Here is a 24,269-nt window from a genome sequence, read left to right as displayed (position 1 = left end):
TATGCTTACCTCCTTTTATACCTTTCCATTATCTTTGCCTTTATTTTTAATTACAAGCCATATAAATTTAGGAATACTTCCAAGCCTCTTTATTCTCCACGGTTCTTTAGCTACTCTGTATGCCCATTCCATACCAATATTTATCATCCACTGAGGAGCTCTATTTACTTTTTCAGCAATAACATCAAAGCTCCCCCCAACTCCCATAAAAATTCTACAAGGTAACTCATCCATATACTTTACTATAAAGTTTTCTTGTCTTGGGCAACCCATCGCCACAAATAATGCCATTGGTTTTTTTTCTTTTATTTCATCTAAAATTTCTTTAGGATTATTTAAATCAAAAAATCCATTATGATATCCTACAATTTTCACTTTTGGATGATCGCGTAATATATTTGCTACACAGGTTTTCACACTTTCTTCATCTGCACCTAATAAATAAATACCATCTCCACTTTTTTCACAAGACATAATTATATTTTTCATAAGCTCAATTCCTGCAATTTTTTCACTTACAGGCGTATTTAATATCTTTGCACTTATTTGTACTCCAACACCATCAGGTATTATAATAGATGAATCAGATGTAAAATTATCAAAAAGTTCCTTATTATTTAATCCAGTATATAAAACCTCTGGATTCCCTGAGATAATATGAACTTTTTCATAAGATGATATTTCTTCCAAACATTTATCCATACTAGAAGAAAACACCTTATATCCCATAATATCTATATATTTGTTTTTCTCATCTTTTCTCATTTATTGTCTTCCTTTTTACTACTATTTATTTATCATAGTATCTAACTGTTTTACTATTTCATCTTCTGAATTTAATTTTTTAGCTATATCTAAATGAAGTTTAGCATTTTCTAAATCATTAAGATTTAAATAACACATAACAATATTAGTGCAAATTTCAACATCTCTTGATGCTTCAAATGCCTTTTTGAAATATTTAATTGCAGCTTCAAACTCACCAAGACAAGCATAACTAAGTCCTAGTTCTACAACAGCTTCTAGTATACCACTTTCCCTCTTTATACTTTCTTTTAAATAATAAATTGCTTCATCAAATTTTTCTAACTTTCTAAAAGCAATCCCTAAATAATAATAAATTAATGGATTTTCTTCAAACTCTTCAGCCAATCTTAATAAAATTTCTACTGACTTAGCTGGATCTTCACCTAATAATTCTATAGCATTTTCATAATCACTAATATTATTTATATCATTATTAATTATTTCTACTTCTGGTGTTTTTTTACCACCTTTATTAAAGTATTCATTTATAGCTACTTTAGCAGCTTTAAAGTCTGTATCATCTTTTAAAATAATAGCTTTATACAGATATGCCTCTGGAATTTTTAAATTATTTTCTATAACATACTCTATATCTTCTAAAATTAAATCTTTAAATCCGTTATCCTTTTCTCTAATAGTCTCACCTACAAGTAAAAGCTTTTTCATAGCTTCTAAATCTTTTGAATATGTATAATATCCCTTTAATAATATATATCCATCTAAAAACTTTTCCTCGTTAATCTTTTTTGCAATTAATGATTTAATTATATTTTCAGTATCTTTTATGTAATCTAATATCAATTCATAATCATCATTAAATCTAAAATTTTCATCACATCCCATTGCAATGAACATTCCTTCTACAAAGTAATATATAGGAAGATTTTTAAGTTTTATTTCATCATTTATATTTGAACTAATATATTCTGAATTTATTGGTAAATATAGATCTTTATTTTTAAAATTAACATATGATGGAATTGATATACTTTCTTTAAATCCATCAACATTCATTTCTAAAAATAATAATTTACCTAACTTTTCTTTAATTTGTGATTTGTAATCCATAAATTACACTCCTTTAGTAAATTATTTCATTATACATAATACAGTATTACCTTAAAACTTTCAAACAAATCCAATATAAATAATAAAAGTCACCAATAAAATTAGTGACTTTTACTTAAAAATTTATATTAAGCTAATTTTTCATTTATTATTTCCATAACTTTTTCATTGAATCTTTTTAGCTTTTCTTCAGCATTAACTAAGCTTTCACCTTTAACTGCTGAATAAACTTTCATTTTTGGTTCAGTACCTGAAGGTCTAACAACAAATGATGAACCATCTTCTAAGATATATTTTAACACATTTGATTTAGGTAAGTTTATTACACTTTCCATATTATTAATTAAGTTTTCCTCTTTACTTAACTTATAATCAAGTTTAGTTGCAATTTTAACTCCATCTACTTCTGTTAATGAAGTATTTCTTAAAGATTCTAAACACTTAGCAATCTTTTCTTGTCCCTCTTTACCTTGTAACTCAATTGATATTAAATCTTCTTTGAAGAATCCAATTCTATTATAAAGTTCAATTAAAGCTTCATATAAGCTCTTTCCTTGTTCTTTATAGTAAAGAGTCATTTCTGCAATTAACATAGAAGCAATAACTGCATCCTTATCTCTTACAAAATCTCCTGCTAAATATCCATAACTTTCTTCAAATCCAAATAAGTATTTCTTATGCCCATTTTCTTTGAATTCTCTTATTTTTTCTGCGATATATTTAAATCCAGTTAAAACGTCCATTATTTCAACACCATAATAATTAGCAATAGCTCTTGCGCCTTCTGTTGTAACGATAGTCTTAATTATAACACCATTTGAAGGTAATTTATTTTCTTCCTTTAAAGCTGATAATATATAATCAGTTAATAAAAGTCCTGTTTGATTTCCAGTTAATACTTTATATTCACCACTATTTTCTTTAACAACTACACCAATTCTATCACAATCTGGGTCTGTTCCAAATATTATATCTGGATTTACAGTCTTAGCCATATCTAAAGCTAATTCAAAAACTTGTGGATTTTCTGGATTTGGATAAGATGCTGTTGGGAAGTTTCCATCTGGTAACTCTTGTTCTTTAACAACTTCAATATTTTCATATCCAAGTTCTTTTAATACTCTTCTAACTGGCATATTTCCACTACCATGTATTGGTGTGTATATAACTTTTAAGTCTTTAGCTTTTTCTTCAACTAATTTAGTTCTTATAGTAAGACCTTTTACTTCTTCAATATAAGCCTTATCAACTTCTTCTCCAATATATTCTAAAAGATTATCTTTTAATGCATCTTCTAGTGCAATACTCTTTATATCTTCATAATTTACAATATTATTAACTTCACCAATTATAATATTAGCTTTTTCATCTGTAACTTGGCCACCAAACTCATCATAAACCTTATAACCATTGTATATTTTAGGGTTATGTGAAGCTGTTATAACTATTCCCCCTTGACACTTCAAATGTCTAGAAGTAAATGAAAGCATAGGTGTAGGTCTTAAGCTTTCAAAAAGATATACTTTTATATTATTAGCACAAAGTGTTAACGCTGCTTCTTCTGCAAACTCTTTTGACATGTTTCTTGAATCATATGCAATAGCAACCTTTGGTGCTTCAAAAGATTTATTTAAATAATTTGCAAAGCCTTGTGTAGCCTTTGAAACTGTATATACATTCATTCTATTAGTTCCTGCACCAATTATACCTCTTAGTCCACCTGTCCCAAAATCTAATTCCTTATAAAATCTATCTTCTATTTCTTTTTCATCTGTAATACTTCTTAGTTCTGCCTTTATTGTTTCTGATATTACTGTTGAGTTTAACCACTCATTATACTTCTCTTTGTAATCCATATTATCCCTCCTAAACATTTTCAGTAATATTATATACATAAGAATATAAAAATTCAAACAAAAAATAGAGTTATTATAAAAAAAATATATAACTCTATCTTTTTACTACAATATTCTATCTTTTATTACATTTTCAGACTCATTTTTTTACTCTGAAGCTGCTGATTCCTCTATTTCATCCATCTCATCAGAAACTGTTTTACGCTCATAACTTATTGATGCAATAACTGAATTTAAATCATCTAAAATAGATATTTCTGATGCAACTTCTAAATCACCAAACTTATATACTGAACCAACATTACCTGACCCAACATTAAAATCTATATGCTTTGGTAAATTTTCTACTGAGCATTCTACTTTAACAGAATCTTTTTCTTTTTGCAAAACTATTCCTCTTTGATTAATATAATCTTCTCCTACATAATGAATAGGTACTGAAGAAATAATTTTATTTTTACCTTTTAATTCTTCTAAATCTAAATGAATTATTTTATTAGTAACTGGATCTCTTTGAACCTCTTTAATTAATCCCTTATGTTCTTCTCCATCTAAATCAAAACTTATAACACCATGTTCACCATTAACTCCAATTTCATGAGCTAACTCTAATTCACCTACTTCAAATAATAGATTGTTTATTTTCTTTCCATATAATACTCCTGGAACTTTCCCATTTTTTCTTGCCTTTTTTGCACTATTTGGAATATCAGCATTTCTTTTATTCATTTCTAAATTTGACATTTTACTTTCCTCCTGTTAAAAAACTCTCTTAGGATATTCTGACCAAAATTTTAGAAATTATACATTTATGCTACTATAATACTTATTTATATTTTCTAATTTATTGCATTTTAAAATTTATTTCTTTTCTAATATTATATTTTACTTATGATTTAACCTATAACTAATAAAAATTTCTTCTTTAAAACATATCATATTTTCATCTTATTTATCATATATTGTTTATATATGTATTTTTTGCTTTTATCTTCTTATTTAGTGGACAAATATTTTTTTTATGGTAGAATTATTTCGTGGTATACTAGATAATTCATGAAAGGATGTGATTATTATAGTAACAAACCAGAAAATAATTTTATAAAAGCGCCAGAACTTAAGTGATTTTCTAAAGGAAAGTCCTACTAAGCGTAGGAGTAAGTTTGCCTAACTAAATTGAAATTTATAGGCTCACTTAAGTTGACGAGGATGGGGAGAATCGAATTCTTCGGCGGGTGCCCCACGGTATCGCACTACCGTTAACGACTAGTAAAACTATGAAGTGATTTATAGCACAACACTAGTCTGGTGTTAAAACCTTTTTAAGGTTTTTTGAAGTCCTAGTATTAGTATACCCTTTTTTAAATACTAACTTCAAAACTCCTAATATTTTCATAAACTTATACCTAAGTTCATAATCTTTTAGGTATAGGTTCAGTTATCCAAATTATAATTTGGAAGTTTATTATTGAAAGGAAGATTTATTATGTGCGGAATAGTTGGTTATGTTGGAAGTAGACAAGCATCTACTTTATTAGTTGAAGGTTTATCAAAATTAGAATATAGAGGGTACGACTCTGCTGGAGTTGCTATCCTTAATAATGGAATAAATGTTAGAAAATTTAAAGGTCGTTTAAACAATTTAGCTACTAGCTTAAATACAAATCCTATTGAAGGTCATATAGGAATTGGTCATACAAGATGGGCTACTCATGGTGAGCCATCTGATATTAATTCTCACCCTCATACTACTGAAAATGCTACAATAAGCGTTGTTCATAATGGTATTATAGAAAACTATATGAAATTAAGAGAATGGTTAACTTCTAAAGGATATACATTCTTCTCTGAAACAGATACTGAAGTTATACCGAATCTAATTGATTACTACTATGAAGGTGATTTATTTGAAGCTGTAGTTAAAGCAACTTCAAAACTTGAAGGAAGTTTTGCAATTGGTGTTATTGCAAAAAATGAACCTGATAAAATAGTTGCTGTTAGAAAAGATAGTCCTCTTATAGTTGGTATTGGGAAAAATGAAAGCTTTATAGCTTCTGATATTCCTGCTGTTTTAAACCATACTAGAGATGTTTATCTTTTAGAGGATAAAGAATTTGTTATTTTAACTAAAGATGGTGTTGAACTTCTAAATGAAGAAGGCGATAAAATAGAAAAAGAAATTTATCATGTTACTTGGAATGTTGATGCAGCTGAAAAAGGTGGATTTGAAGACTTTATGCTAAAAGAAATTCATGAACAACCAAGAGCTGTTAAGGATACTTTAGCTGGTAAAATTTCTTTAGGTAATCCAATAACTATGGATAATATTTCTTTCACAAAAGACGAACTTAAAAACTTCGATAAAATATATATCGTCGCTTGTGGTACTGCATATCATGCTGGTGTTGTTGGTAAAACAGTCATTGAAAAATTTGCAAGAATTCCAGTTGAAATAGATGTTGCTTCAGAATTTAGATATAGAGATCCTATTATTACTAATAAAACTTTAATTATAGTTGTTTCTCAATCTGGTGAAACTGCAGATACTTTAGCTGTTTTAAGAGATGGTAAAAGACAAGGTGCTAGAGTTTTAGCTATAACAAATGTTGTTGGTTCATCAGTTTCAAGAGAGGCTGATGATGTATTCTACACTTTAGCTGGTCCTGAAATAGCTGTTGCTTCTACAAAAGCTTATGTTACTCAACTTGTAGCATTCTATATCTTAGGATTATATTTTGCTTCATTAAATGAAACTATGTCAAGTGATCAAATAGAAGAAGTTAAAGCTGAACTTTTAAAAGTACCTGCCAAAATTGAAAAAGCATTAGAGATGAAAGATTCTCTTCAAAAATTTGCTTCATCTCATTACAATCATAAGGATATGTACTTCTTAGGAAGAGGACTTGATTATGCAGTTGCTATGGAAGGTTCTTTAAAACTTAAAGAAATTTCTTATATCCACTGTGATGCTTATGCTGGTGGAGAATTAAAGCACGGTCCAATAGCATTAATTGAGAAAAATACTTCTGTTATAACACTTTTAACTCAAGAAGCTTTAAAGGATAAAATGATTAGTAATGTAAGAGAAGTATCAACTAGAGGTGGAAATATATTTGCTGTTGTTAATGAAGATGACACTACTTCTAAAGAGGTTGTTGATGATTTAGTTTATATTCCAAAAACTATTGATATCTTAACTCCACTTATAAGTGTTGTTCCATTACAACTAATTGCTTACTATATTGCTAAACAAAAAGGCTGCGATGTTGATAAACCAAGAAATTTAGCAAAATCAGTAACAGTAGAATAATTTCTATAAAAAAACTGGCAATCAAACTATTGCCAGTTTTTTTTATTCCTTTTATCCTTATCTATTTTAATTTTTTTTATAATTGAAATCACAGCACCTCCAATTATACCCAATACTCCTCCAAGTGAAAAAAATAAAATTATTTCACCTGTTATAGCCCCTAAAATAATTCCTATTCCAACACCAATAGCAATTCCTTTACTTAAATATTCATAATCTTTTTCATTTAATATTAACTTCTCCCACATTCATGTTTCCCCTCTTAATACATATAAAACTTAATTTTATATATATTAGACATTAAATGCTATAAAAAAGTTCCTTTAAAAAAATTTTTAGGATTTATTAAAATATTTTAATAAATCCTAAATTAATTTACTATATAAATAACTCTTTAATTTCTTCACTACTTAATGAGCTTAAGAATCCTCCATTTGTATAATTTCCATTCATAACTTCATTTATTATTTCTTTTTTACTTTCTTGAAGCTTAATTATTTTTTCTTCAATACTTCCTTTTGCAATAAGCTTAATAACTTCAACAACATTTTTTTGACCAAATCTATGTGCTCTATCTGTTGCTTGATCTTCTATAGCTGGATTCCACCATGGATCAAAATGTATTACTACATCTGCTGATGTTAAATTAAGACCTGTTCCTCCAGCTTTTAAAGATATTAAAAATACCTTTGTTTTATTTGAATTATTAAACTCATTAACTAATTCTACTCTTTGTGATGCCTTAGTTTGCCCATCTAAATAAAAATATTCTATTCCTTCTGTCTCCAATATCTTCTTTAAATTATCAAGAACTGATGTAAATTGAGAGAATAATAATATTTTATGATCATTTTTTATAAATTCTTGTATAAGCTCTACTGTTACATCTATCTTTCCGCTCCCACCTTTATATCCTTCAACTAATATTGATGGATCTAAAGTAAGCTGTCTAAGCTTAGTTAAATAAGAGAATATAGTTATTTTATCTTTAGTAAAATCTTTTTCTTTCATTTTTACTTTTATATCATCTATATAAGATTTATATACCTTCTTTTGTTCATCTGTCATTTCTATAAGGAATCTTTTTTCAATTTTATCTGGTAACTCACTCATAACTTCTGTTTTTAATCTTCTTAAAATAAAGGGCTTAATAAGTCTTTTTAAATCCTCTGTATTCTTATCCCTTTTCATAAATTTATCTTGAAATTTTCGTCTAGAATATAAATATCCAGGCATTATATAGTCAAATAAAGACCATAATTCTAGTAAATTATTTTCTATAGGAGTACCTGTTAAAGCAAATTTCACCTTAGCTTTAATTTCCTTAACAACCTCACTACTTTGAGATAACGGATTTTTAATATTTTGTCCTTCATCTATTATACAGTAGTCAAAAGTAATATTTTCATATAAATCATAATCATTTCTTAGTGTTCCGTAAGTTGTAAGCAATACATCATATTTTTTTGCCTCTTCAGGTGTAAATGCTCTTTCTTCTTTGTTACCATGAATTATTTTTATATCTAAATCTGGTGCAAATTTTTCAAATTCACTTTTCCAATTATATATAAGTGATGTTGGCGTTACTATAATACTTCTTTTCCCTTTTTCTGATAATAAAAATGCTATAGTTTGAATAGTTTTTCCTAGTCCCATTTCATCCGCTAAAATTCCACCAAACTCATAATAACTTAATGTCTTAAACCACTTAAATCCAGTCAATTGATAATCTCTAAGATTTGCATTTAAATCTTTCGGTATATCATAATCAATACTATCTAAATTTTCTATCTTATTTGCAATATGAGAAGCTATATCTTTTCCATTTATAAAGTTCATATTATCTTTAAGTATAGCTTCATTTAAAAATACAGCTTTACTCTTATGAAGTTTTAAATTATTAGATTTTATAGATGTATCTTCTGCTAAGTCATCTATTAATTTTAATAATTTAACAACCTCCTCATCTCTTAAATCTACAAAACTTTCATCTTTTAATTTAAAGAATTTTCTATTATCTTTAAAAGCATTAATAATTTTTCTATACTCATCTTCGCTTACATTTTCAATATTAAAAGTAAATTCTAAATAATTTCCGCTTCCTTCTGTAATAGATGCATTAAGCGAATTAGCACCATAAATTTTTCTTTCTTTAAATCTATCTGAATAAAAAACCGTAGCTTTTTCTTTTAATTCATTTAAATCACTTGATAACAACTCATAAAGCTTCTCATCATCACCATTAAAATTAAAAATCTCCTTTTCTCTATAAAAAGATAAATTATTTAAAGCTTTTTCTATTTCTCTTTCTTTATTTAAATCCCTAATTATATATTGATCTTCTTTAGGTCCTTTTAATATATTAAACTCAACATCACCATAAATTGCTTTAATTTCAGCCCATGTCTTATTTCTTTCCCTATCAAAATATATTTCCAAATTTAAATTTTCTCTTATAATATTATTTTTCAATTCTTCATCAATGTTAATTTTATTACTTATTGTTTCTAATAAAGGAATTACCTTGTTAAATACTGCTTGTTTTTTATCACCTTTAAATGTTATATTTTTTTCTTTTGTTAAAATATCATTAATCCCCTTATAATATTTAATCTGTTCCTCAAAAGGCAAATAAATTTTATCTTCCCAAAGATAGACATCACCTTTATAAGTTAAAGCCTTTGGAATATCCTCATTACTTGTAATATTTATATCACCATTTTTCTCATTTACATTAAATTCAATAGGCAAATTTTCTTTTTTTACTTCTACTGTTTTAATCTCCTTACCATCATTTAAAGTTAAAGTCCTATTTTTAAAATAGCTTAAAAATCTTTTTAAAGCACTTTGTGATATTAATATAGTTTTACCTTTTCCAAAAGTATTATTAGTTACTCTATGTACTTGATATTCATTTTGAAATGTTTCATTAAAAGCTACATATTCTTCAACAAAGTTTAATAATTCTTCATCTTCTTCAGAAAAATAATGTATATCTGGGTTGTATATAAATTCTTTCCCATACTCTAAAGATTTTTTATTTTTTCTAGCTTCTATAAAATCAAAAATACTTTTTACAACATATAATTTTTTTACTCCAATTTTAAAGTCAGCCTCATAGTAAAACTTTTCTCTTCTATATTCCTTTCTTTCTATATTTACTTGTATATTTACTTTTTCTTTTTCATTATTATTTTTATCATCTAATAATTTTAATAATACTTCAGAATAATCCACATTCTCTTCTATATTTTTTTTCTCTACTATATACTTTTCTTCTTTTTTTAATTTAATCTTATCTTCTACAGCTTCCATAAATCTATAAAAACTAGCACCAATATGCTTACAAATATATGTAGAGTTAAAATCACAATTTTTTTTAAAATCCTCACAACTACATTCAGTATAAATTAAAGTGCTATTTTTTAAATCAAAAGATATATTAGTGTTATAAACATCTATATCACTTTCAGACATTACTTTCCCGTATATATCTAATGATTCATATTCTTTATCTACTATAGACTTTATATCTAATACTAAATTCTCCTTATAGCATCTCATGCCCTTTTTTAACCTATTATTAGCATCATTTTTTATCATTATAGTATTTAATTGTGCAATATTCATTTTTTTCACCTCATTAAATAAAGCTATGTTAAAATAAATTATCTAATTGCCTATAAATTTTAAGCTTTATTATAAATACAATACTTTTTATTTTATCATAAACTTTAATAAGAAAAACATCCTTCTATAAAAAAATTGACAAGTAATTTTAATAACAAATTAAAAGGGCAAATTAGCGGAAGCTTGATATCATCCTTATCCCTAATTTGCCATCTGTTACTCTAAACTTTAATTATATATATTTATTATTGTAATAAAACTTGATATTAATATATCTTATAAAATTTCTCTATATTTTTCTTCCTTAAAGCCAACTAAAACTTTATCATCACATATTAAAAGTGGTCTTTTTACCAGTTTACCATTAGTTGCTAATAGCTCTATCTTTTCTTTATCAGACATATCCTTTAACTTATCCTTAAGATTCATTTCTTTATATAAAACACCTGAAGTATTAAAGAATTTCTTTATCTCAAGTCCACTTAATTTAATCCACTCTTCCAACTCATTAACTGTTGGATTATCTAAAGTTATATCTCTATCTTTAAACTCCACATTATTTTCTACTAAAAATTTTTTTGCTTTTTTACATGTTGTACATTTAGGATATTGTAAAAATAATTTACTCATAACTCTTTTCTCCTTACATAATTGTTTTATGATATTTTATCATAATTATTATATAATAGTAAATATTCTTTCCATCTATTCTATTATTTACTCATTCTTTTTATATCTTAATATGTTTTCATTAGTATTTTTTGTATATAATAATATTTATAAAGGAGCTGATTATTATGGATATAACTAATTCGATGAATAATAATATGTATACTAAAATTTTATCTTTAATAAATGAAAAAGATTTAATACCAGCTGAAAATCTATTAAAAGAAGCTAATATTAAAACTCATGAATATCACTATCTTAACAGTCTAATTTTAGAAAAAAAAGCTTGGTTTGATACTGCCTTAGAAGAATTAAAACTTGCAATAACACTTGCACCAGATAATTTATTTTATAAAGATTCTTTAATTTCATTAATGGGAAGACATAGGCATTATAGCGATGATTACTATGATGGCTATAGAAGACGAAATAGGGGATGTTCTTGCTGTTGTTGTGATGATTGTTGTTGTGATTGTGGTAATTTTAGCTGTTGTGATTTAATTTGCTTAGACCAATGCTGTGAATGTATGGGTGGAGATTTAATTGATTGTATTTAAGTAATGAAAAATATGGAAAGAACTATTAAACACATAAGATTTAATAGTTCTTTCTATTTACAACTCGTTCATCATATTATATTAATTTTTTTAATTCAAATACTATAGATTTATATGACGAACTTATTTAAAGTCGCTTGAATATATTATAATGATTTAATAATATTTCTATGGAGATTTAGAAATGAACCCTTATAAAGTACTAGGAGTAAGACCTTCAGCTTCACTTGAAGAAATAAAAAGTGCTTATGAAAATTTATCTAGCACTTATAGCGTTGATAACTTTGAAAGTTCCCCAGAACAACCTTTTTTTGAGGATAAACTTTCTGAATTAAATGAAGCTTACAATTCATTAATCAATGATATAAAATACAAAGATATTAGAAAGTTAATTGAAAATGAACAATTCCTTTCTGCTGAAACAGAATTAAATCTTATAGGAGATAAAACTTCTCCTGAATGGAATTACTTAAAAGGATTTGTTATGTTAAAAAAAGGTTGGGTTCAAGCTGGTGTTAATCATTTAAAAACAGCTGCTGAACTTAATCCTACAAATGAAGAATATAAAGAAACTCTACTATTATTAAACAAAAAAATTAATCAAATAAAAGCTAATTATGCTCGTATGGCAAGAGCTAGAGCTGCTGCCTCTTCAAATAATAACAATAGTATGTGCGGTGGCGGTGGTCAATCAAATAATATGTGTGGTGGTCCAAGCCAAGGAGGAGGCGGAGGCATAGATCCAAATCTATTAAGCATGCTTATGGGAAATAACGCAAACCCTATGGGTAATGCTAATGCAACTGCAAATCCTATGGGCAATACCACAAATCCAATGGGCAATGCTGGCAATACCGGAGCTAATCCTATGGGTAATATGAATCCATTAGGCGGCGGTGCTAATAATAATCCACTACAAAATATGCTTATGCAAAGCTTAATGTCAGGTGGTGGAAATGGTATGAATATGTGCGGTGGTGCCCCTGGCGGTAAAGGAATGTGTTAAAACTTTAAATTAAGGAGAAGTTTAATGTTTGGTTATATAACTCCACTTAAAAGTGAACTTAAAGTTCGAGAGTTCGAATATTTTAGAAGCTATTATTGCGGATTATGTCATGAGATAAAAAAGGAATATGGGAATATACCTCGTTTTTGCTTAAATTACGACTTAACCTTTATTGGATTTTTATTAGAGGGACTTTATAGTGCACCATTAACTTTAAAATACGTTAAGTGTTTAAGACATCCAACTACAAAAATAATTATTGTAGATAAAACAGATACTTTAAACTACTCCTGTAATTTAAGTATTTTACTTTTTAACTATAAACTAAAAGATAATATTGCTGATGATAAAAGTATAAAAAGTAATTTCTTCAAACTTTTATTATCTCCAGCTGTTAAAAAAGATTTATTATCAATGAATAGTTTAGCATCTTCTATAGATAAAAATATAACTAACCTATCTATTCTAGAAAAAAGCAAAAACTTTTCTACCCTTGATGAAATATGTGCACCTTTTGGTGATACAATGGGAATTATATTAAGGGATTTTCCTTACGATATAGAGAATGATTCTATAGATTTAAGAAATAATTTATATTGGCTTGGATATTATATTGGTAAATGGATATATCTTATAGATGCCTTAGACGATTTAAAGAATGATATGAATGAAAATAAATTTAATCCTTTTAACATTATTTATAATAATGTTAATTTAAATTATAGTGAGCTTTTAAAGACTAATATATCCGATATTGACTTTTATATTTCAAATTGCATTTCAAACTGTATTGATTATATGAATAAGATTCCATTTAAAAAACACTTTGATATTATTAATAATACTATAAGTCTAGGCTTATTAAGTAAATACTACGAGATTTTAAATAAATTGGATCTTTTAAATTATGTTGTTAAATAAATATATATCCAAAAAAAATAAATGCAAGTGAATTATAATTAATCACTTGCATTTATTTTTATTTTATTTAGAATATACTATTATATCTCTTTTAGTAGTGTCTATTGCATTGCCATCTTTATCAGCATCATAAATGTTAGTTACAGTAACTTTTTGTATTTCACCTTTTATACCGTCAATACTAGACATGAATGAACTTCTACTTCTTTTATTAACTGTTGCTGATTGCTCTAATGTATTTTTATATGTTCCTTCAGTAGTTTCTACTAATACTTCTGTTTTTGCATCATTAGTTCCAAAAATCACATCATTACTAGAATTATTTACTACATCAACTCTTATTATTCCCCCAGTGAAATTAATAATTTCTTTTACTAAATTCAAATTAAGCTCTTTTGATTTTGATACTGGAACATCAAAATTCATACATCCTATAATACCATCTGGTGATACTGCCCATCCATCTCCTTCTTTTAAAACAGCATACGTATAACTCTCTGTACTTTCTTCACCATTAACTATAGCTGTTATTGATACATTTGCTTTTTGCGTATTATCATCTACTGCTTCTAAACTTTCAATAGTTGCAGCATTAATTTCTACATCTTTTCTATTGTTTTTCATTATCTTTATTATTTGATTTGTACTATATCCTATAGCATCTACATAAACATCAGAATATAGTTTAACCATTTCTTCTATATTATTATCAACATTATATTTATTAAATAAACTTAATGCTTCCTCTGCTGTAGGTGCTTTTACTCTAACTATTTCTTTACTACAACCTACTAAAAATAATACCAACATTATACTAAATAAAGCGCTAATTTTTTTTCTATATTTTTTCATATAATTCCCCTAACAATAATTTTATAGTTCTTTTAATTTCTTTTGTATACTATTAAGCTTTTCTAATTGATTATCATAATCTTTTATTACACCTTTAATATCATTCATTATACTTTCATCCATATTCTCATTTTCTTCAAGAAATTTATTTGCATTTTTTATTCCCATATTCATTGCTTTAATTGCGTGCTCACAAACCTCTGAATCCTTATTAATAGGAATAAGCTTTAATTTTTCAAAAGCTTCTGATATATTTCCTATTATTCCTAGTGAATCTGATGCATTCCCTCCTAAAGCCTCTATTCTATGTGTTATCGCTTCTTCATGCCTTTTAAAAGATTCAACAATTTCTCTTAATTCTTCTTTTAATTTAAGATTTTCAGCCTTATTTAAATAATCTTTAAAAGTTGCACCACCCATATGAATACCAGTTAAAAATTTATTTAGATCTTTTATTGTATTTCCTTTCATTTTTATCACCCTTCCTTACCTTTCTATTTTTCCCCTATAATAAATAATTATTTATATTTAAGCTTAAATTAGTAAAAAAATGTATAAAAAATGAAATATCTTCTTCTTTCATGCAAGGTGTATACCTTTGTAATTTTAATTATTACAGGCTATTTTTATATTATACATAAGTTTTTAACATATTACCCTATATCTTTTATATAAAAGCCTTTATTATATACTTCTTTATCATATTTTATTTCGATTTTATTACAAGCTCTTTCGTCTTTCTTGTTTACAATAAACTTTATTCCATTAATTGTTTCTTCTATATCTTCATCACTTTTAAAATCTGGATAAATTTCGTATGCTGGTCTTCCACATCCATAAAATACTTTAATTCTTATATACTCCTCTGAACTATTATTTATTAGTTCAGTTAAAGCATTCTTTGCTTTTTCATTAAAAATTATTTCCATTTTTCTCTCCTTCTTTCTTATACTTAAGTAATTTCATATATATTATATATTAACTTCGTTAAAAATTGAACATTTAACTTAATATAAAAATTCTTTTCTTAAAAAAATAAATAGAGACTGCTTAGCAAAATATCATTCTATTTTACCAAGCACTCCCTATTTTAAAAAAGTAATCATTATTTTAACTAATATCTATTTTTAAATATTTTAATACTCTTATATTTTTAATGCACTAATGATAATTGAAATTTATCATGCAATAATTTAATTGCTTTGCATATATCTCTTGAATAAATTAAACACCAAATAGTCATATTAGAGTCTGTTGTTTGTAATACTTCAATATCATTATTTATTAGTGTATTTATGATATTTGCCATTATTCCAGGTACACCAGTCATTCCAGCTCCTACTATAGCTATGGTACTACAATTTTCTATCATAGAAAACTTTATATTAGCTTTATTCATTATTTCCGTTAACTTTTCTTTTTCTGATGCATCAATAGTAAACATTTGGTGCGCTGGGAAAATATTAATCAAATCTAAGCTTATACCATTTTTAGCTACTAACTCTAACAAGTTTCTATATGCCTTTACATCTTTATTTTCTGATAATCTTACTCTCACCTGTATTCTATTATTTAAATGGGTTATTCCTGAAATAAATCTCTTTTCATCTTTAGATATATTATTTGTTATTAATGTACCCTTACAATTATTCATTGTATTCTTTATAACCAATGGTACATTGCCTTTTTTAGCTAAACCAACTGCCTTAGGATGAATCACTTTGGCTCCTTGATCCGCTAATTGAAATACCTCATTATATGTGATTTCATTTATTAATGATGCATTTTTAACCATTCTAGGATCAGCAGTCATAATTCCATCTACATCTGTATATATTTGAATTTCTTTAGCTTTTAATGCTACGCCTAAAATACAAGCAGATGTATCACTTCCACCTCTTCCCAAAGTAGTAAAATAACCCTCTTTTGTTACTCCTTGAAATCCACATATAACTGGAACTCTTCCTTCCTTTATAATTGCTTCAATTTTATCAGTATTAACATCTGTATATTGTGCATCATTATAATCATCATTTGTTATTATTCCTGCTTGTCCACCAGTTAATGGAACTGCATTAATACCTACTCTATATAAATCATTACATAAAATAACAGAACTAATTATCTCTCCACAGCACATTAATAAATCTTTAGCACTTCTATTATCTTCCTTAAAATTACTATCTAAAAGAGATAATAAAGTATCAGTTGCATATGGTTCTCCCTTTCTTCCCATTGCTGACACTACAACTACTGGTTTATATCCTTGCTTTATTCCTTCTAATATTTTATTAACTACTTGTTTTCTTCTTTCTTCTGTCGAAACAGATGTTCCTCCAAATTTTTGCACTACTATATTCAAGGACTCCTCCCCCTTAAGTTTAAGCTCTTGCCCGTTTTATCTTTCCTTCATCGGCGGAGATTACTATGACATTAGCTCCAACTTTAGTTACACATTCCCATGGTATTTCAATATATTCTTTACTACCACCAAGAAAACTAAACTTATTTGTGCTAACACCAACAACCAAGAATTTTAGATATCCTTTTTCATCGATTATAAAATCTATATTTTGTGCACTTTCATATTTTTCTGCAGATTCTAAATTAAATATTTCAAATCTTTCTAAATCACTTAAAAGCTTAATTTCACTATCTGGTTTCTTTTCATAATATTCAAATTCCTTCATAAATAACTACCTCCTTATACATAATATTATGCAAAGAGGAGGTAATTTATTACTTTCTAAACTTTTAGTGCTTTACTTAACTTTTAAATCTACACTCTACTTTTCCCTGTAGAATCATTTTTATATGCAACTTTTACATTATCAAAAATAGCATTTAATTTATTTACTTCTACATCTTGACCAACATATGCCGTGCTTATTATTCCTGGTTTAAAACACTTCTCCAATACATAGTTTATGTCCTCTTTATCTATTTTGTTAATTCTATCTATAACATCTTGCTGAGTTTTTATTTTGTTTTGTAATAATAAGCTCTTTGCATTAGCAAACATTCTTGATGATGTACTTTCTAATCCTAATATATAACTAGCCTTTATTTTTTCCTTATTTATTGCTAAAATTTCATCTGTAATACCTTCATTAGCAAATTTAATTAATTCTCTATTTATAACTTCTAAAGCATTATCAGAATATTTATTGCTTAATCCAGTATATATATTTAATGTACCAACACCTAAATAAGGTTGCATATATGAATAAATATTATAACAAAGCCCAAGTTCCTCTCTTACTTTTTGGAACATTAAAGATGAGGCCCCTCCACCTAATACATTATTTAAAAGTACAAGTGAATATGCTCTATCATCTGCATAAGGTAATCCTTTTAATCCTAAATTAATATGAACTTGCTCTATTTGTTTTTCGGCATATTTACTTCCATGATGTAGTTCTACTTTATCATATTCTGGATTATATATATCTTCTTTACTCCATTTTCCGAAATACTCTTCTATAAGCTTTCTTAATTCTACTTTATCAAATTTTCCACAAATACTAAGAACTGAGTTATAAGGTGTATAATGAGTCTTAATATAATTTTTTATTTTTTCTCTATTAAAAGATTTAATTCTATCAATTGTTCCTAAAATAGGATAAGCTAAAGAATCATCAGCGAAAATAGCATGTGAATGTATATCATCTAAAACATCCTCTGGATTATCTTGGCTCATATTTATTTCTTCAATAACTACACCTTTTTCTTTTTCTATTTCCTCACTATCAAATTTTGCATTCAACATCATATCAGAAATTACATCTAAACATAAATCTACATGAGTATCTAATGCCTTTACATAATAACAAGTAGTTTCTTTGCTTGTATAAGCATTTATTTGTCCACCTATATTTTCTATATCTTGAACTATTTCCTTTGCTGTTCTTTTATTTGTTCCTTTAAAGAACATATGCTCAATAAAATGAGATATCCCATTAACGTCTTGAGTTTCATTTCTTGATCCATTTTGAACCATAACTCCAACACTTATAGAATTAACATGCTCAATATATTCAGTTACCACTCTTAATCCATTATCTAATGTATATAAATCAAACATAACTACCTCCATTTTTTCTTAGTTTGCTTTTAGTTTATTTTAATCTTCTTATAATTATTCTATATAGTAAAAAAAAGAGAATACAATATTCTCTTTTGCCTATTTATTATTCAGTTACTTCTTCTTGTGGTAGAGCATCTTTTCTTGAAAGATTAATTCTTCCTTGTGAATCTATTTCAGTTACTTTAACTAAAATTTCATCTCCTACAGAAACAACATCCTCAACCTTTTCTATTCTCTTCTTATCTAACTTAGAAATGTGACAAAGTCCTTCTTTATTAGGTAATATTTCTATAAATGCTCCAAATGCAGCAATTTTAGTTACTTTACCTAAGTAAACTTCTCCAACTTCAACTTCTTTAGTTAAACCTTCAATAATTCTAATAGCTTCATTTACGCCATCATGATCTGGTGATGAAACAAACACTGTACCATCTTCCTTTATATCAATCTTAACTCCTGTATCTGCTATTATCTTATTAATAACTTTACCACCAGCTCCAATTACATCTCTAATTTTTTCTGGATCAATTGAGATTGTTGAAGTCTTAGGTGCAAACTTAGAAACTTCTTTTCTTGGTGCTTCAATACATTCATTAATCTTATCTAAGATGTGTAATCTTGCTTTTCTTGCATTTTTAATAGCTGTCTCAATTACATTAAAGCTTAATCCTTTAATCTTAGTATCAACTTGAATTGAAGTTATACCTTCTGTTGTACCTGCAACCTTAAAGTCCATATCTCCAAAGAAGTCTTCTATTCCTTGAATATCTGTTAATACTTCTTCATCAGTTAAATCTTCTGAAGTTATAAGTCCCATTGCTATACCTGCAGCTGGTCTCTTAATAGGAACACCTGCATCAAGTAATGCTAAAGTTGAACCACAAACAGATGCTTGAGAAGTTGAACCATTTGAACTTAATACTTCTGAAACTAATCTAATTGTATATGGGAATTCTTCCTCTGAAGGAATTAATGGTTCTAAAGCTCTTTCCGCTAAAGCTCCATGACCTATTTCTCTTCTTCCTGGTCCTCTTAATGGCTTTACTTCACCTACTGAATAAGCTGGGAAGTTATAGTGATGCATATATCTCTTTGATTCAGTTTCACCTATACCATCTATTATTTGTATATCTCCAACTGCTCCTAAAGTAGCAACTGTCATTACTTGGGTTAATCCTCTAGTAAATAAACCTGTTCCATGAGTTCTTGGAAGTAAATCAACTTCACAAGATATTTTTCTTATTTCATCAAAAGATCTTCCATCAGGTCTTCTCTTATGATTTAAAAGCATATCTCTTACTACTTCTTTTTGCATGTTATATACGATTTCTTTCATATCTGATAAGTTATCTGGATATTTTTCAGTGAACTCTTCTGCTATTTTATCATTTACTGCATCCATAGCTGCATTTCTTTCATCTTTATCAGTTATCCACATAGCTTCTTTAATCATTTCGCCTGCAAACGCTTCTATGTCACTTGCTAAATCTTCATTTGGTTTATAAAGAACTGGTACATCCTTTTCTTTACCAAACTTAGCCATAGCTTCTTCTTGGAATGCAACTATATCTTGACACTTTTCGAAACCATATTCAATTGCCTTAATCATTGTATCTTCAGGTATTTCATCTCCACCTGCTTCAATCATCATAACTCTGTCTTTTGTAGCACAAACAGTTAATTGAAGTATACTTTCTTCTCTTTCTTTAGATGTTGGATTTAAAACAAAGTTTCCATCGATTAGTCCTACTTGCACTGCTGCAACTGGAGTTGTAAAAGGAATACTTGATAGACATAATGCCATTGATGCAGCATTAATTGCTAGAATTTCTGGTAAGTTATCTTGTTCTACTGACACTACTGTACAAACCACTTGAACATCATTTCTATATCCTTTTGGGAATAATGGTCTTAATGGTCTATCTACAGCTCTTCCAAAAAGAATTGCATTTTCTGAAGGTCTACCTTCTCTTTTTATAAATCCACCTGGGATTTTACCTACTGCGTATAATCTTTCTTCATATTCAACACTTAATGGGAAAAAATCTATTCCATCTCTTGGTTTTTCTGAAGCGTTAACATTTGTTAATATTACTGTATCTCCATAGCTCATAAAAATAGCTGCATTTGATAACATTCCTACTCTACCAAATTCAACTTTCATTTCTCTACCAGCTATGCTTTTTTCTAGTATATTAGTCATTATTTAACCTCCCTTCAGGTTGTCTGTTTATAATTTTTCATCTTTAAAACAATAGAGCGGATAAAACCCGCTCTATAAAGACTATCTTCTTAAGCCTAATTGTGCTATTATAGCTCTATATCTTTCGATATCTTGTGCAGCTAAGTAGTTTAAAAGACCTCTTCTTTGTCCAACCATCATTAAAAGACCTCTTCTTGAGTGGTGGTCTTTCTTGTGAACTCTTAAATGTCCAGTTAATGAGTTGATTCTTTCAGTTAAAAGAGCGATTTGAACTTCTGGTGAACCAGTGTCCCCTTCATGTCTTCCGTATTGTTTGATTAATTCTTGCTTTCTTATTGCGTCCATAATGACACCTCCGTAAAATTATCCCCTATTTCCATGAAAAGAGCTATCAATCTCAGATCTTAGAAGTAGGTTCTTCATGATGTATTATAGCAAACTAAGTCTAACTTGTAAATATAATTTATATAATTATATTTTTTTGATAATCTTTATCGCATTAGATAAAATTATGATTTAATACCACCTTGCTATTAATAGCATAATTTTTATCTTTTTCAAGCTGTTCTTTTAGTTCATTAATACTATTAAATTTTATTTCATTTCGTATTTTGGAAATAAAATAAAGTGTTACTTCTTCACCATATATTTCATTATTGAAATTTAATACATAAGTTTCTATAGTTAAGTTTTCCCCATTTACTGTAGGATTATTCCCCACAGATGTAATTCCTTTGAAAATTTCTCCATTTATTATGATATTAGTATAATAAACACCTTTAGCAGGTATAATTTTACTAGGATTGATTTCCATATTTATAGTTGGAAAACCTATTGTCCTACCTAATTTTTTGCCATGGATCACCTTCCCAGATAATGAATATGGTCTAGATAGCATTTTATTTACCTTATCTATATTCCCCGCTACAAGTTCTCTTCTAATTCTTGTTGAACTTATAATATCACCATCCATTTTATATGGTTCCATAACAACTAATTCATAGTTATATTCTTGCTTATATTTTCTTTAAAACTTCAATATCACCTAAATTTTTATATCCAAACTTAAAGTTAAATCCTACAACAATACCTTTTACATTATAATCTTTGCAAATCCATTTTATAAAATCTTCTGGTTGCATTTTCATTATATTTTCATTAAATGTTCTAAAAGCTAATATATCTATATTGGCTTTTTGTAAAATATTTATTTTTTCATTATTTGTCATTAACAATTCAACTTTTTCGTTAAGTCTTATCAAATCTCTTGGGTGATTTTTAAATGTAAAAACCATAGAATTTCCATGGTTTTTATTAGCTAACTCTTTAACTTTTTCTATTAAAGATAAATGTCCTAAATGTAATCCATCAAAACTACCTAGAGCAACATAGTTATTTGTTTTTTTATCTTTTAAAATAACATCATCATAAATTAACATGGTTTTTCTCCTATGTCATAAGTAACTTTTCTATCTTAAATCCATTATTATTTTTTTCACCTAGACCTATGAAATTACCCTCTTCATCGTATACTCTATATAATTTTTCACAAATTACCTTATCTTTTGTAAATCTTGTATCTGCAACTCTAACACCATTAACTAATAATTTCTTATACCTCATACCTACGGTAATTGTGTCATAACTATTTAATGCATCTTCTATAGATATTAAATACTCATTTACATTGTCACTATTTAAATCATTTATATTAATTGCCTGTTCTTGATTAAATACTGATGTTGCAGATCTATTTAATTCAGTCATCGTTGCAAAGACTCCAAGCTTTTCACCTATATCATAACAAAGGCTTCTTATATATGTACCTTTAGAACAAGTTACTTTCATTGAAACATACGGATTATTTACTTTTATATCTTCTATATTATAAATAGTAATTAATCTTCCTTCCCTTTCAACTTCAATACCCTTTCTTGCCAGTTCATATAATCTAACACCATTTTGCTTCAATGCAGAGTACATAGGCGGTATTTGTGAATACTGACCTTTAAAACTATTTACAACTTTTAGTATATCTTCATCTTTTAAAGATTCAGTATTTCTTTCTTCTAACACTTCCCCCTCTAAGTCATAAGTAGTTGTCCTAATTCCCAGTTTAAAAACTACTTCATATACCTTTTTAGAATCCATTATGTAATCTATAATTTTAGTTGCTCTTCCAACACAAACTGGTAGTACACCACTCGCCTCTGGGTCTAATGTTCCTGTATGACCTACTTTACCAGTATTACATACTTTTTTTACTATTCTAACAACATCAAAAGATGTCATTCCTGTTGGTTTAAAGATATTTAAAACACCATTCATATCTTACAACTCTTTCTGTATTTCATTTAAGATTTCATATTTAGCTTCTTCCATTGATACATTCTTTATCTTTAGTCCAGAAGCTCTAACATGGCCACCACCACCAAAAACTTCTGCAATCTTTCTTACATCAACATAACTTTTAGCTCTAAGACTTGCTTTAACACCATCTTCTACTTCTTTTAATAAAAGAGTAACCTCTACTCCTTTTATTTGAAGTCCATAAGAAATAATATCTGATGTATCTCCTATTTCTCCTCCAAACTCATCTGCAAAAGTTTTATTTAATTCAATTAAAGCAACTTTTCCACCTAAAATAAGTTCCATTTTACTTAGAGCTTTCCCAATAATCTTTATTCTATTAAACTCCTTATTATCAAATAAGCTTTGATAAATAAATGTATTATTTACATTTATTTTCTTTAATGTAGAACAAATATTATGAGTTCTATCTGTAACATTTGAGTGTCTAAATCCACCTGTATCTGTTACTATTGAAGTATATATACAAGTACCAATGTCCTTTGTAATATCATTTTCAATACTAAAATCAATTCCCATGATATTTACTAATTCAAATATTATTTCTGCTGTTGCAGCAGCCTTTGAATCTATATAATTAATATCACCATATTTATCATTTGAAAGATGATGATCTATATTTATTATTTTGCCAGTGAATTCTTCTAAATTTGCACTTACTCTATCTAGATTTCCACAATCTAGAACTACTATAATATCAGTTTCATCCTTAGCTTCAGTAATATCACCTATTATTTCATCTGAACCTTTTAAGTATTTTAAATTATCAGAAACAGAATCTTTAGATATTACATAACACTCTTTATTTAAACTTCTTAAAGCATTAAGAAGTGCAAGGACACTACCTACTGCATCACCATCAGGTGATACATGGTAGGTAATGCCTATTTTTTTGCCTTCTAATATTAAGTTTGCAATTTGACTTAATGTCAT

21 protein-coding genes and 1 pseudogene are annotated in these 24,269 nt (G+C 27.3%); 4 read left to right on the top strand and 18 right to left on the bottom strand.

Features of this window, described 5'->3' with window-relative positions; all coding sequences use genetic code 11:
• Positions 1 to 15: 15 nt before the first annotated feature.
• From HMPREF0216_RS15930 to HMPREF0216_RS15915, 4 genes are all read right to left on the bottom strand, one after another.
• A complete protein-coding gene (locus tag HMPREF0216_RS15930; protein WP_005216446.1) occupies positions 16 to 765 on the bottom strand; it encodes a WecB/TagA/CpsF family glycosyltransferase in 750 nt (249 codons plus the stop codon).
• A gap of 21 nt (positions 766 to 786) precedes the next feature.
• Positions 787 to 1,875, bottom strand: coding sequence for a tetratricopeptide repeat protein (locus HMPREF0216_RS15925; protein ID WP_005216445.1), 1,089 nt, complete (start codon positions 1,873 to 1,875; stop codon positions 787 to 789).
• Positions 1,876 to 2,003: 128 nt separating this feature from the next.
• Positions 2,004 to 3,731, bottom strand: coding sequence for a phospho-sugar mutase (locus tag HMPREF0216_RS15920; protein WP_040420243.1), 1,728 nt, complete (start codon positions 3,729 to 3,731; stop codon positions 2,004 to 2,006).
• Between the two features lie 147 nt (positions 3,732 to 3,878).
• Positions 3,879 to 4,475, bottom strand: coding sequence for a 50S ribosomal protein L25 (locus HMPREF0216_RS15915; RefSeq protein ID WP_005216442.1), 597 nt, complete (start codon positions 4,473 to 4,475; stop codon positions 3,879 to 3,881).
• A gap of 742 nt (positions 4,476 to 5,217) precedes the next feature.
• Here HMPREF0216_RS15915 and glmS point away from each other — a divergent pair.
• Positions 5,218 to 7,041, top strand: coding sequence for a glutamine--fructose-6-phosphate transaminase (isomerizing) (gene glmS / locus HMPREF0216_RS15910; RefSeq protein WP_005216440.1), 1,824 nt, complete (start codon positions 5,218 to 5,220; stop codon positions 7,039 to 7,041).
• Between the two features lie 26 nt (positions 7,042 to 7,067).
• On the opposite strand, the gene HMPREF0216_RS15905 is transcribed toward glmS, so the two are convergent.
• From HMPREF0216_RS15905 to HMPREF0216_RS15895, 3 genes are all read right to left on the bottom strand, one after another.
• Positions 7,068 to 7,289 (bottom strand): hypothetical protein, encoded by a 222-nt coding sequence (locus HMPREF0216_RS15905; protein WP_005216438.1) that lies wholly within the window; start codon positions 7,287 to 7,289, stop codon positions 7,068 to 7,070.
• 130 nt (positions 7,290 to 7,419) lie between these two features.
• Positions 7,420 to 10,671, bottom strand: coding sequence for a DEAD/DEAH box helicase (locus HMPREF0216_RS15900; RefSeq protein WP_005216436.1), 3,252 nt, complete (start codon positions 10,669 to 10,671; stop codon positions 7,420 to 7,422).
• Between the two features lie 276 nt (positions 10,672 to 10,947).
• On the bottom strand, positions 10,948 to 11,301 hold the full coding sequence (locus HMPREF0216_RS15895) for a Spx/MgsR family RNA polymerase-binding regulatory protein (protein WP_005216434.1): 354 nt from the start codon (positions 11,299 to 11,301) through the stop codon (positions 10,948 to 10,950).
• A gap of 167 nt (positions 11,302 to 11,468) precedes the next feature.
• On the opposite strand from HMPREF0216_RS15895, the gene HMPREF0216_RS15890 reads away from it, so the two are divergent.
• From HMPREF0216_RS15890 to HMPREF0216_RS15880, 3 genes are all read left to right on the top strand, one after another.
• Positions 11,469 to 11,897, top strand: coding sequence for a hypothetical protein (locus HMPREF0216_RS15890; protein WP_005216421.1), 429 nt, complete (start codon positions 11,469 to 11,471; stop codon positions 11,895 to 11,897).
• A 184-nt stretch (positions 11,898 to 12,081) separates the two neighbouring features.
• On the top strand, positions 12,082 to 12,903 hold the full coding sequence (locus tag HMPREF0216_RS16600; protein ID WP_005216419.1) for a J domain-containing protein: 822 nt from the start codon (positions 12,082 to 12,084) through the stop codon (positions 12,901 to 12,903).
• A 24-nt stretch (positions 12,904 to 12,927) separates the two neighbouring features.
• Positions 12,928 to 13,824 (top strand): DUF5685 family protein, encoded by an 897-nt coding sequence (locus HMPREF0216_RS15880; protein ID WP_005216417.1) that lies wholly within the window; start codon positions 12,928 to 12,930, stop codon positions 13,822 to 13,824.
• Positions 13,825 to 13,887: 63 nt separating this feature from the next.
• On the opposite strand, the gene HMPREF0216_RS15875 is transcribed toward HMPREF0216_RS15880, so the two are convergent.
• The 11 genes and pseudogenes from HMPREF0216_RS15875 to HMPREF0216_RS15825 form a co-directional block, all read right to left on the bottom strand.
• Positions 13,888 to 14,676, bottom strand: coding sequence for a hypothetical protein (locus HMPREF0216_RS15875; protein ID WP_005216415.1), 789 nt, complete (start codon positions 14,674 to 14,676; stop codon positions 13,888 to 13,890).
• 21 nt (positions 14,677 to 14,697) lie between these two features.
• Positions 14,698 to 15,147, bottom strand: coding sequence for a DUF2383 domain-containing protein (locus HMPREF0216_RS15870; protein ID WP_005216414.1), 450 nt, complete (start codon positions 15,145 to 15,147; stop codon positions 14,698 to 14,700).
• 182 nt (positions 15,148 to 15,329) lie between these two features.
• Positions 15,330 to 15,605, bottom strand: coding sequence for a hypothetical protein (locus HMPREF0216_RS15865; protein ID WP_005216413.1), 276 nt, complete (start codon positions 15,603 to 15,605; stop codon positions 15,330 to 15,332).
• A 224-nt stretch (positions 15,606 to 15,829) separates the two neighbouring features.
• Positions 15,830 to 17,038, bottom strand: coding sequence for an aspartate kinase (gene dapG, locus HMPREF0216_RS15860; protein ID WP_040420242.1), 1,209 nt, complete (start codon positions 17,036 to 17,038; stop codon positions 15,830 to 15,832).
• A 19-nt stretch (positions 17,039 to 17,057) separates the two neighbouring features.
• Positions 17,058 to 17,366, bottom strand: coding sequence for a YlmC/YmxH family sporulation protein (locus tag HMPREF0216_RS15855; protein ID WP_005216400.1), 309 nt, complete (start codon positions 17,364 to 17,366; stop codon positions 17,058 to 17,060).
• A gap of 89 nt (positions 17,367 to 17,455) precedes the next feature.
• Entirely contained in the window at positions 17,456 to 18,760 is a 1,305-nt protein-coding gene (locus HMPREF0216_RS15850; RefSeq protein ID WP_040420241.1) for a M16 family metallopeptidase, read from the bottom strand.
• Between the two features lie 106 nt (positions 18,761 to 18,866).
• A complete protein-coding gene (locus HMPREF0216_RS15845) occupies positions 18,867 to 20,966 on the bottom strand; it encodes a polyribonucleotide nucleotidyltransferase (RefSeq protein WP_005216396.1) in 2,100 nt (699 codons plus the stop codon).
• A gap of 81 nt (positions 20,967 to 21,047) precedes the next feature.
• Positions 21,048 to 21,311, bottom strand: a complete 264-nt coding sequence (gene rpsO / locus HMPREF0216_RS15840) for a 30S ribosomal protein S15 (protein WP_005216394.1) — start codon at positions 21,309 to 21,311, stop codon at positions 21,048 to 21,050.
• Positions 21,312 to 21,465: 154 nt separating this feature from the next.
• A pseudogene (locus HMPREF0216_RS15835) lies at positions 21,466 to 22,405 on the bottom strand (bifunctional riboflavin kinase/FAD synthetase).
• A gap of 10 nt (positions 22,406 to 22,415) precedes the next feature.
• The gene (gene truB, locus HMPREF0216_RS15830; protein WP_005216390.1) at positions 22,416 to 23,294 is read right to left on the bottom strand and encodes a tRNA pseudouridine(55) synthase TruB; all 879 of its coding nucleotides are present in this window, start codon (positions 23,292 to 23,294) and stop codon (positions 22,416 to 22,418) included.
• A 3-nt stretch (positions 23,295 to 23,297) separates the two neighbouring features.
• Positions 23,298 to 24,269: a DHH family phosphoesterase gene (locus HMPREF0216_RS15825; RefSeq protein WP_005216389.1), complete on the bottom strand. Its 972-nt coding sequence runs from the start codon at positions 24,267 to 24,269 to the stop codon at positions 23,298 to 23,300.

Origin of the sequence: Clostridium celatum DSM 1785, from assembly GCF_000320405.1 — a bacterium.
Lineage (GTDB): Bacteria > Bacillota > Clostridia > Clostridiales > Clostridiaceae > Clostridium > Clostridium celatum.
The sequence above is the reverse complement of the archived record's forward strand: the minus strand, read 5'-3'. Positions and strand labels throughout refer to the sequence as shown.

What these genes read in the sequence shown, in the direction of transcription:
- HMPREF0216_RS15930 (WP_005216446.1), bottom strand. Translation starts at nt 765, where the DNA reads ATGAGAAAAGATGAGAAAAACAAATATATAGATATTATGGGATATAAG.
- HMPREF0216_RS15925 (WP_005216445.1), bottom strand. Translation starts at nt 1,875, where the DNA reads ATGGATTACAAATCACAAATTAAAGAAAAGTTAGGTAAATTATTATTT.
- HMPREF0216_RS15920 (WP_040420243.1), bottom strand. Translation starts at nt 3,731, where the DNA reads ATGGATTACAAAGAGAAGTATAATGAGTGGTTAAACTCAACAGTAATA.
- HMPREF0216_RS15915 (WP_005216442.1), bottom strand. Translation starts at nt 4,475, where the DNA reads ATGTCAAATTTAGAAATGAATAAAAGAAATGCTGATATTCCAAATAGT.
- glmS (WP_005216440.1), top strand. Translation starts at nt 5,218, where the DNA reads ATGTGCGGAATAGTTGGTTATGTTGGAAGTAGACAAGCATCTACTTTA.
- HMPREF0216_RS15905 (WP_005216438.1), bottom strand. Translation starts at nt 7,289, where the DNA reads ATGTGGGAGAAGTTAATATTAAATGAAAAAGATTATGAATATTTAAGT.
- HMPREF0216_RS15900 (WP_005216436.1), bottom strand. Translation starts at nt 10,671, where the DNA reads ATGAATATTGCACAATTAAATACTATAATGATAAAAAATGATGCTAAT.
- HMPREF0216_RS15895 (WP_005216434.1), bottom strand. Translation starts at nt 11,301, where the DNA reads ATGAGTAAATTATTTTTACAATATCCTAAATGTACAACATGTAAAAAA.
- HMPREF0216_RS15890 (WP_005216421.1), top strand. Translation starts at nt 11,469, where the DNA reads ATGGATATAACTAATTCGATGAATAATAATATGTATACTAAAATTTTA.
- HMPREF0216_RS16600 (WP_005216419.1), top strand. Translation starts at nt 12,082, where the DNA reads ATGAACCCTTATAAAGTACTAGGAGTAAGACCTTCAGCTTCACTTGAA.
- HMPREF0216_RS15880 (WP_005216417.1), top strand. Translation starts at nt 12,928, where the DNA reads ATGTTTGGTTATATAACTCCACTTAAAAGTGAACTTAAAGTTCGAGAG.
- HMPREF0216_RS15875 (WP_005216415.1), bottom strand. Translation starts at nt 14,676, where the DNA reads ATGAAAAAATATAGAAAAAAAATTAGCGCTTTATTTAGTATAATGTTG.
- HMPREF0216_RS15870 (WP_005216414.1), bottom strand. Translation starts at nt 15,147, where the DNA reads ATGAAAGGAAATACAATAAAAGATCTAAATAAATTTTTAACTGGTATT.
- HMPREF0216_RS15865 (WP_005216413.1), bottom strand. Translation starts at nt 15,605, where the DNA reads ATGGAAATAATTTTTAATGAAAAAGCAAAGAATGCTTTAACTGAACTA.
- HMPREF0216_RS15855 (WP_005216400.1), bottom strand. Translation starts at nt 17,366, where the DNA reads ATGAAGGAATTTGAATATTATGAAAAGAAACCAGATAGTGAAATTAAG.
- HMPREF0216_RS15850 (WP_040420241.1), bottom strand. Translation starts at nt 18,760, where the DNA reads ATGTTTGATTTATATACATTAGATAATGGATTAAGAGTGGTAACTGAA.
- HMPREF0216_RS15845 (WP_005216396.1), bottom strand. Translation starts at nt 20,966, where the DNA reads ATGACTAATATACTAGAAAAAAGCATAGCTGGTAGAGAAATGAAAGTT.
- rpsO (WP_005216394.1), bottom strand. Translation starts at nt 21,311, where the DNA reads ATGGACGCAATAAGAAAGCAAGAATTAATCAAACAATACGGAAGACAT.
- truB (WP_005216390.1), bottom strand. Translation starts at nt 23,294, where the DNA reads ATGAATGGTGTTTTAAATATCTTTAAACCAACAGGAATGACATCTTTT.
- HMPREF0216_RS15825 (WP_005216389.1), bottom strand. Translation starts at nt 24,269, where the DNA reads ATGACATTAAGTCAAATTGCAAACTTAATATTAGAAGGCAAAAAAATA.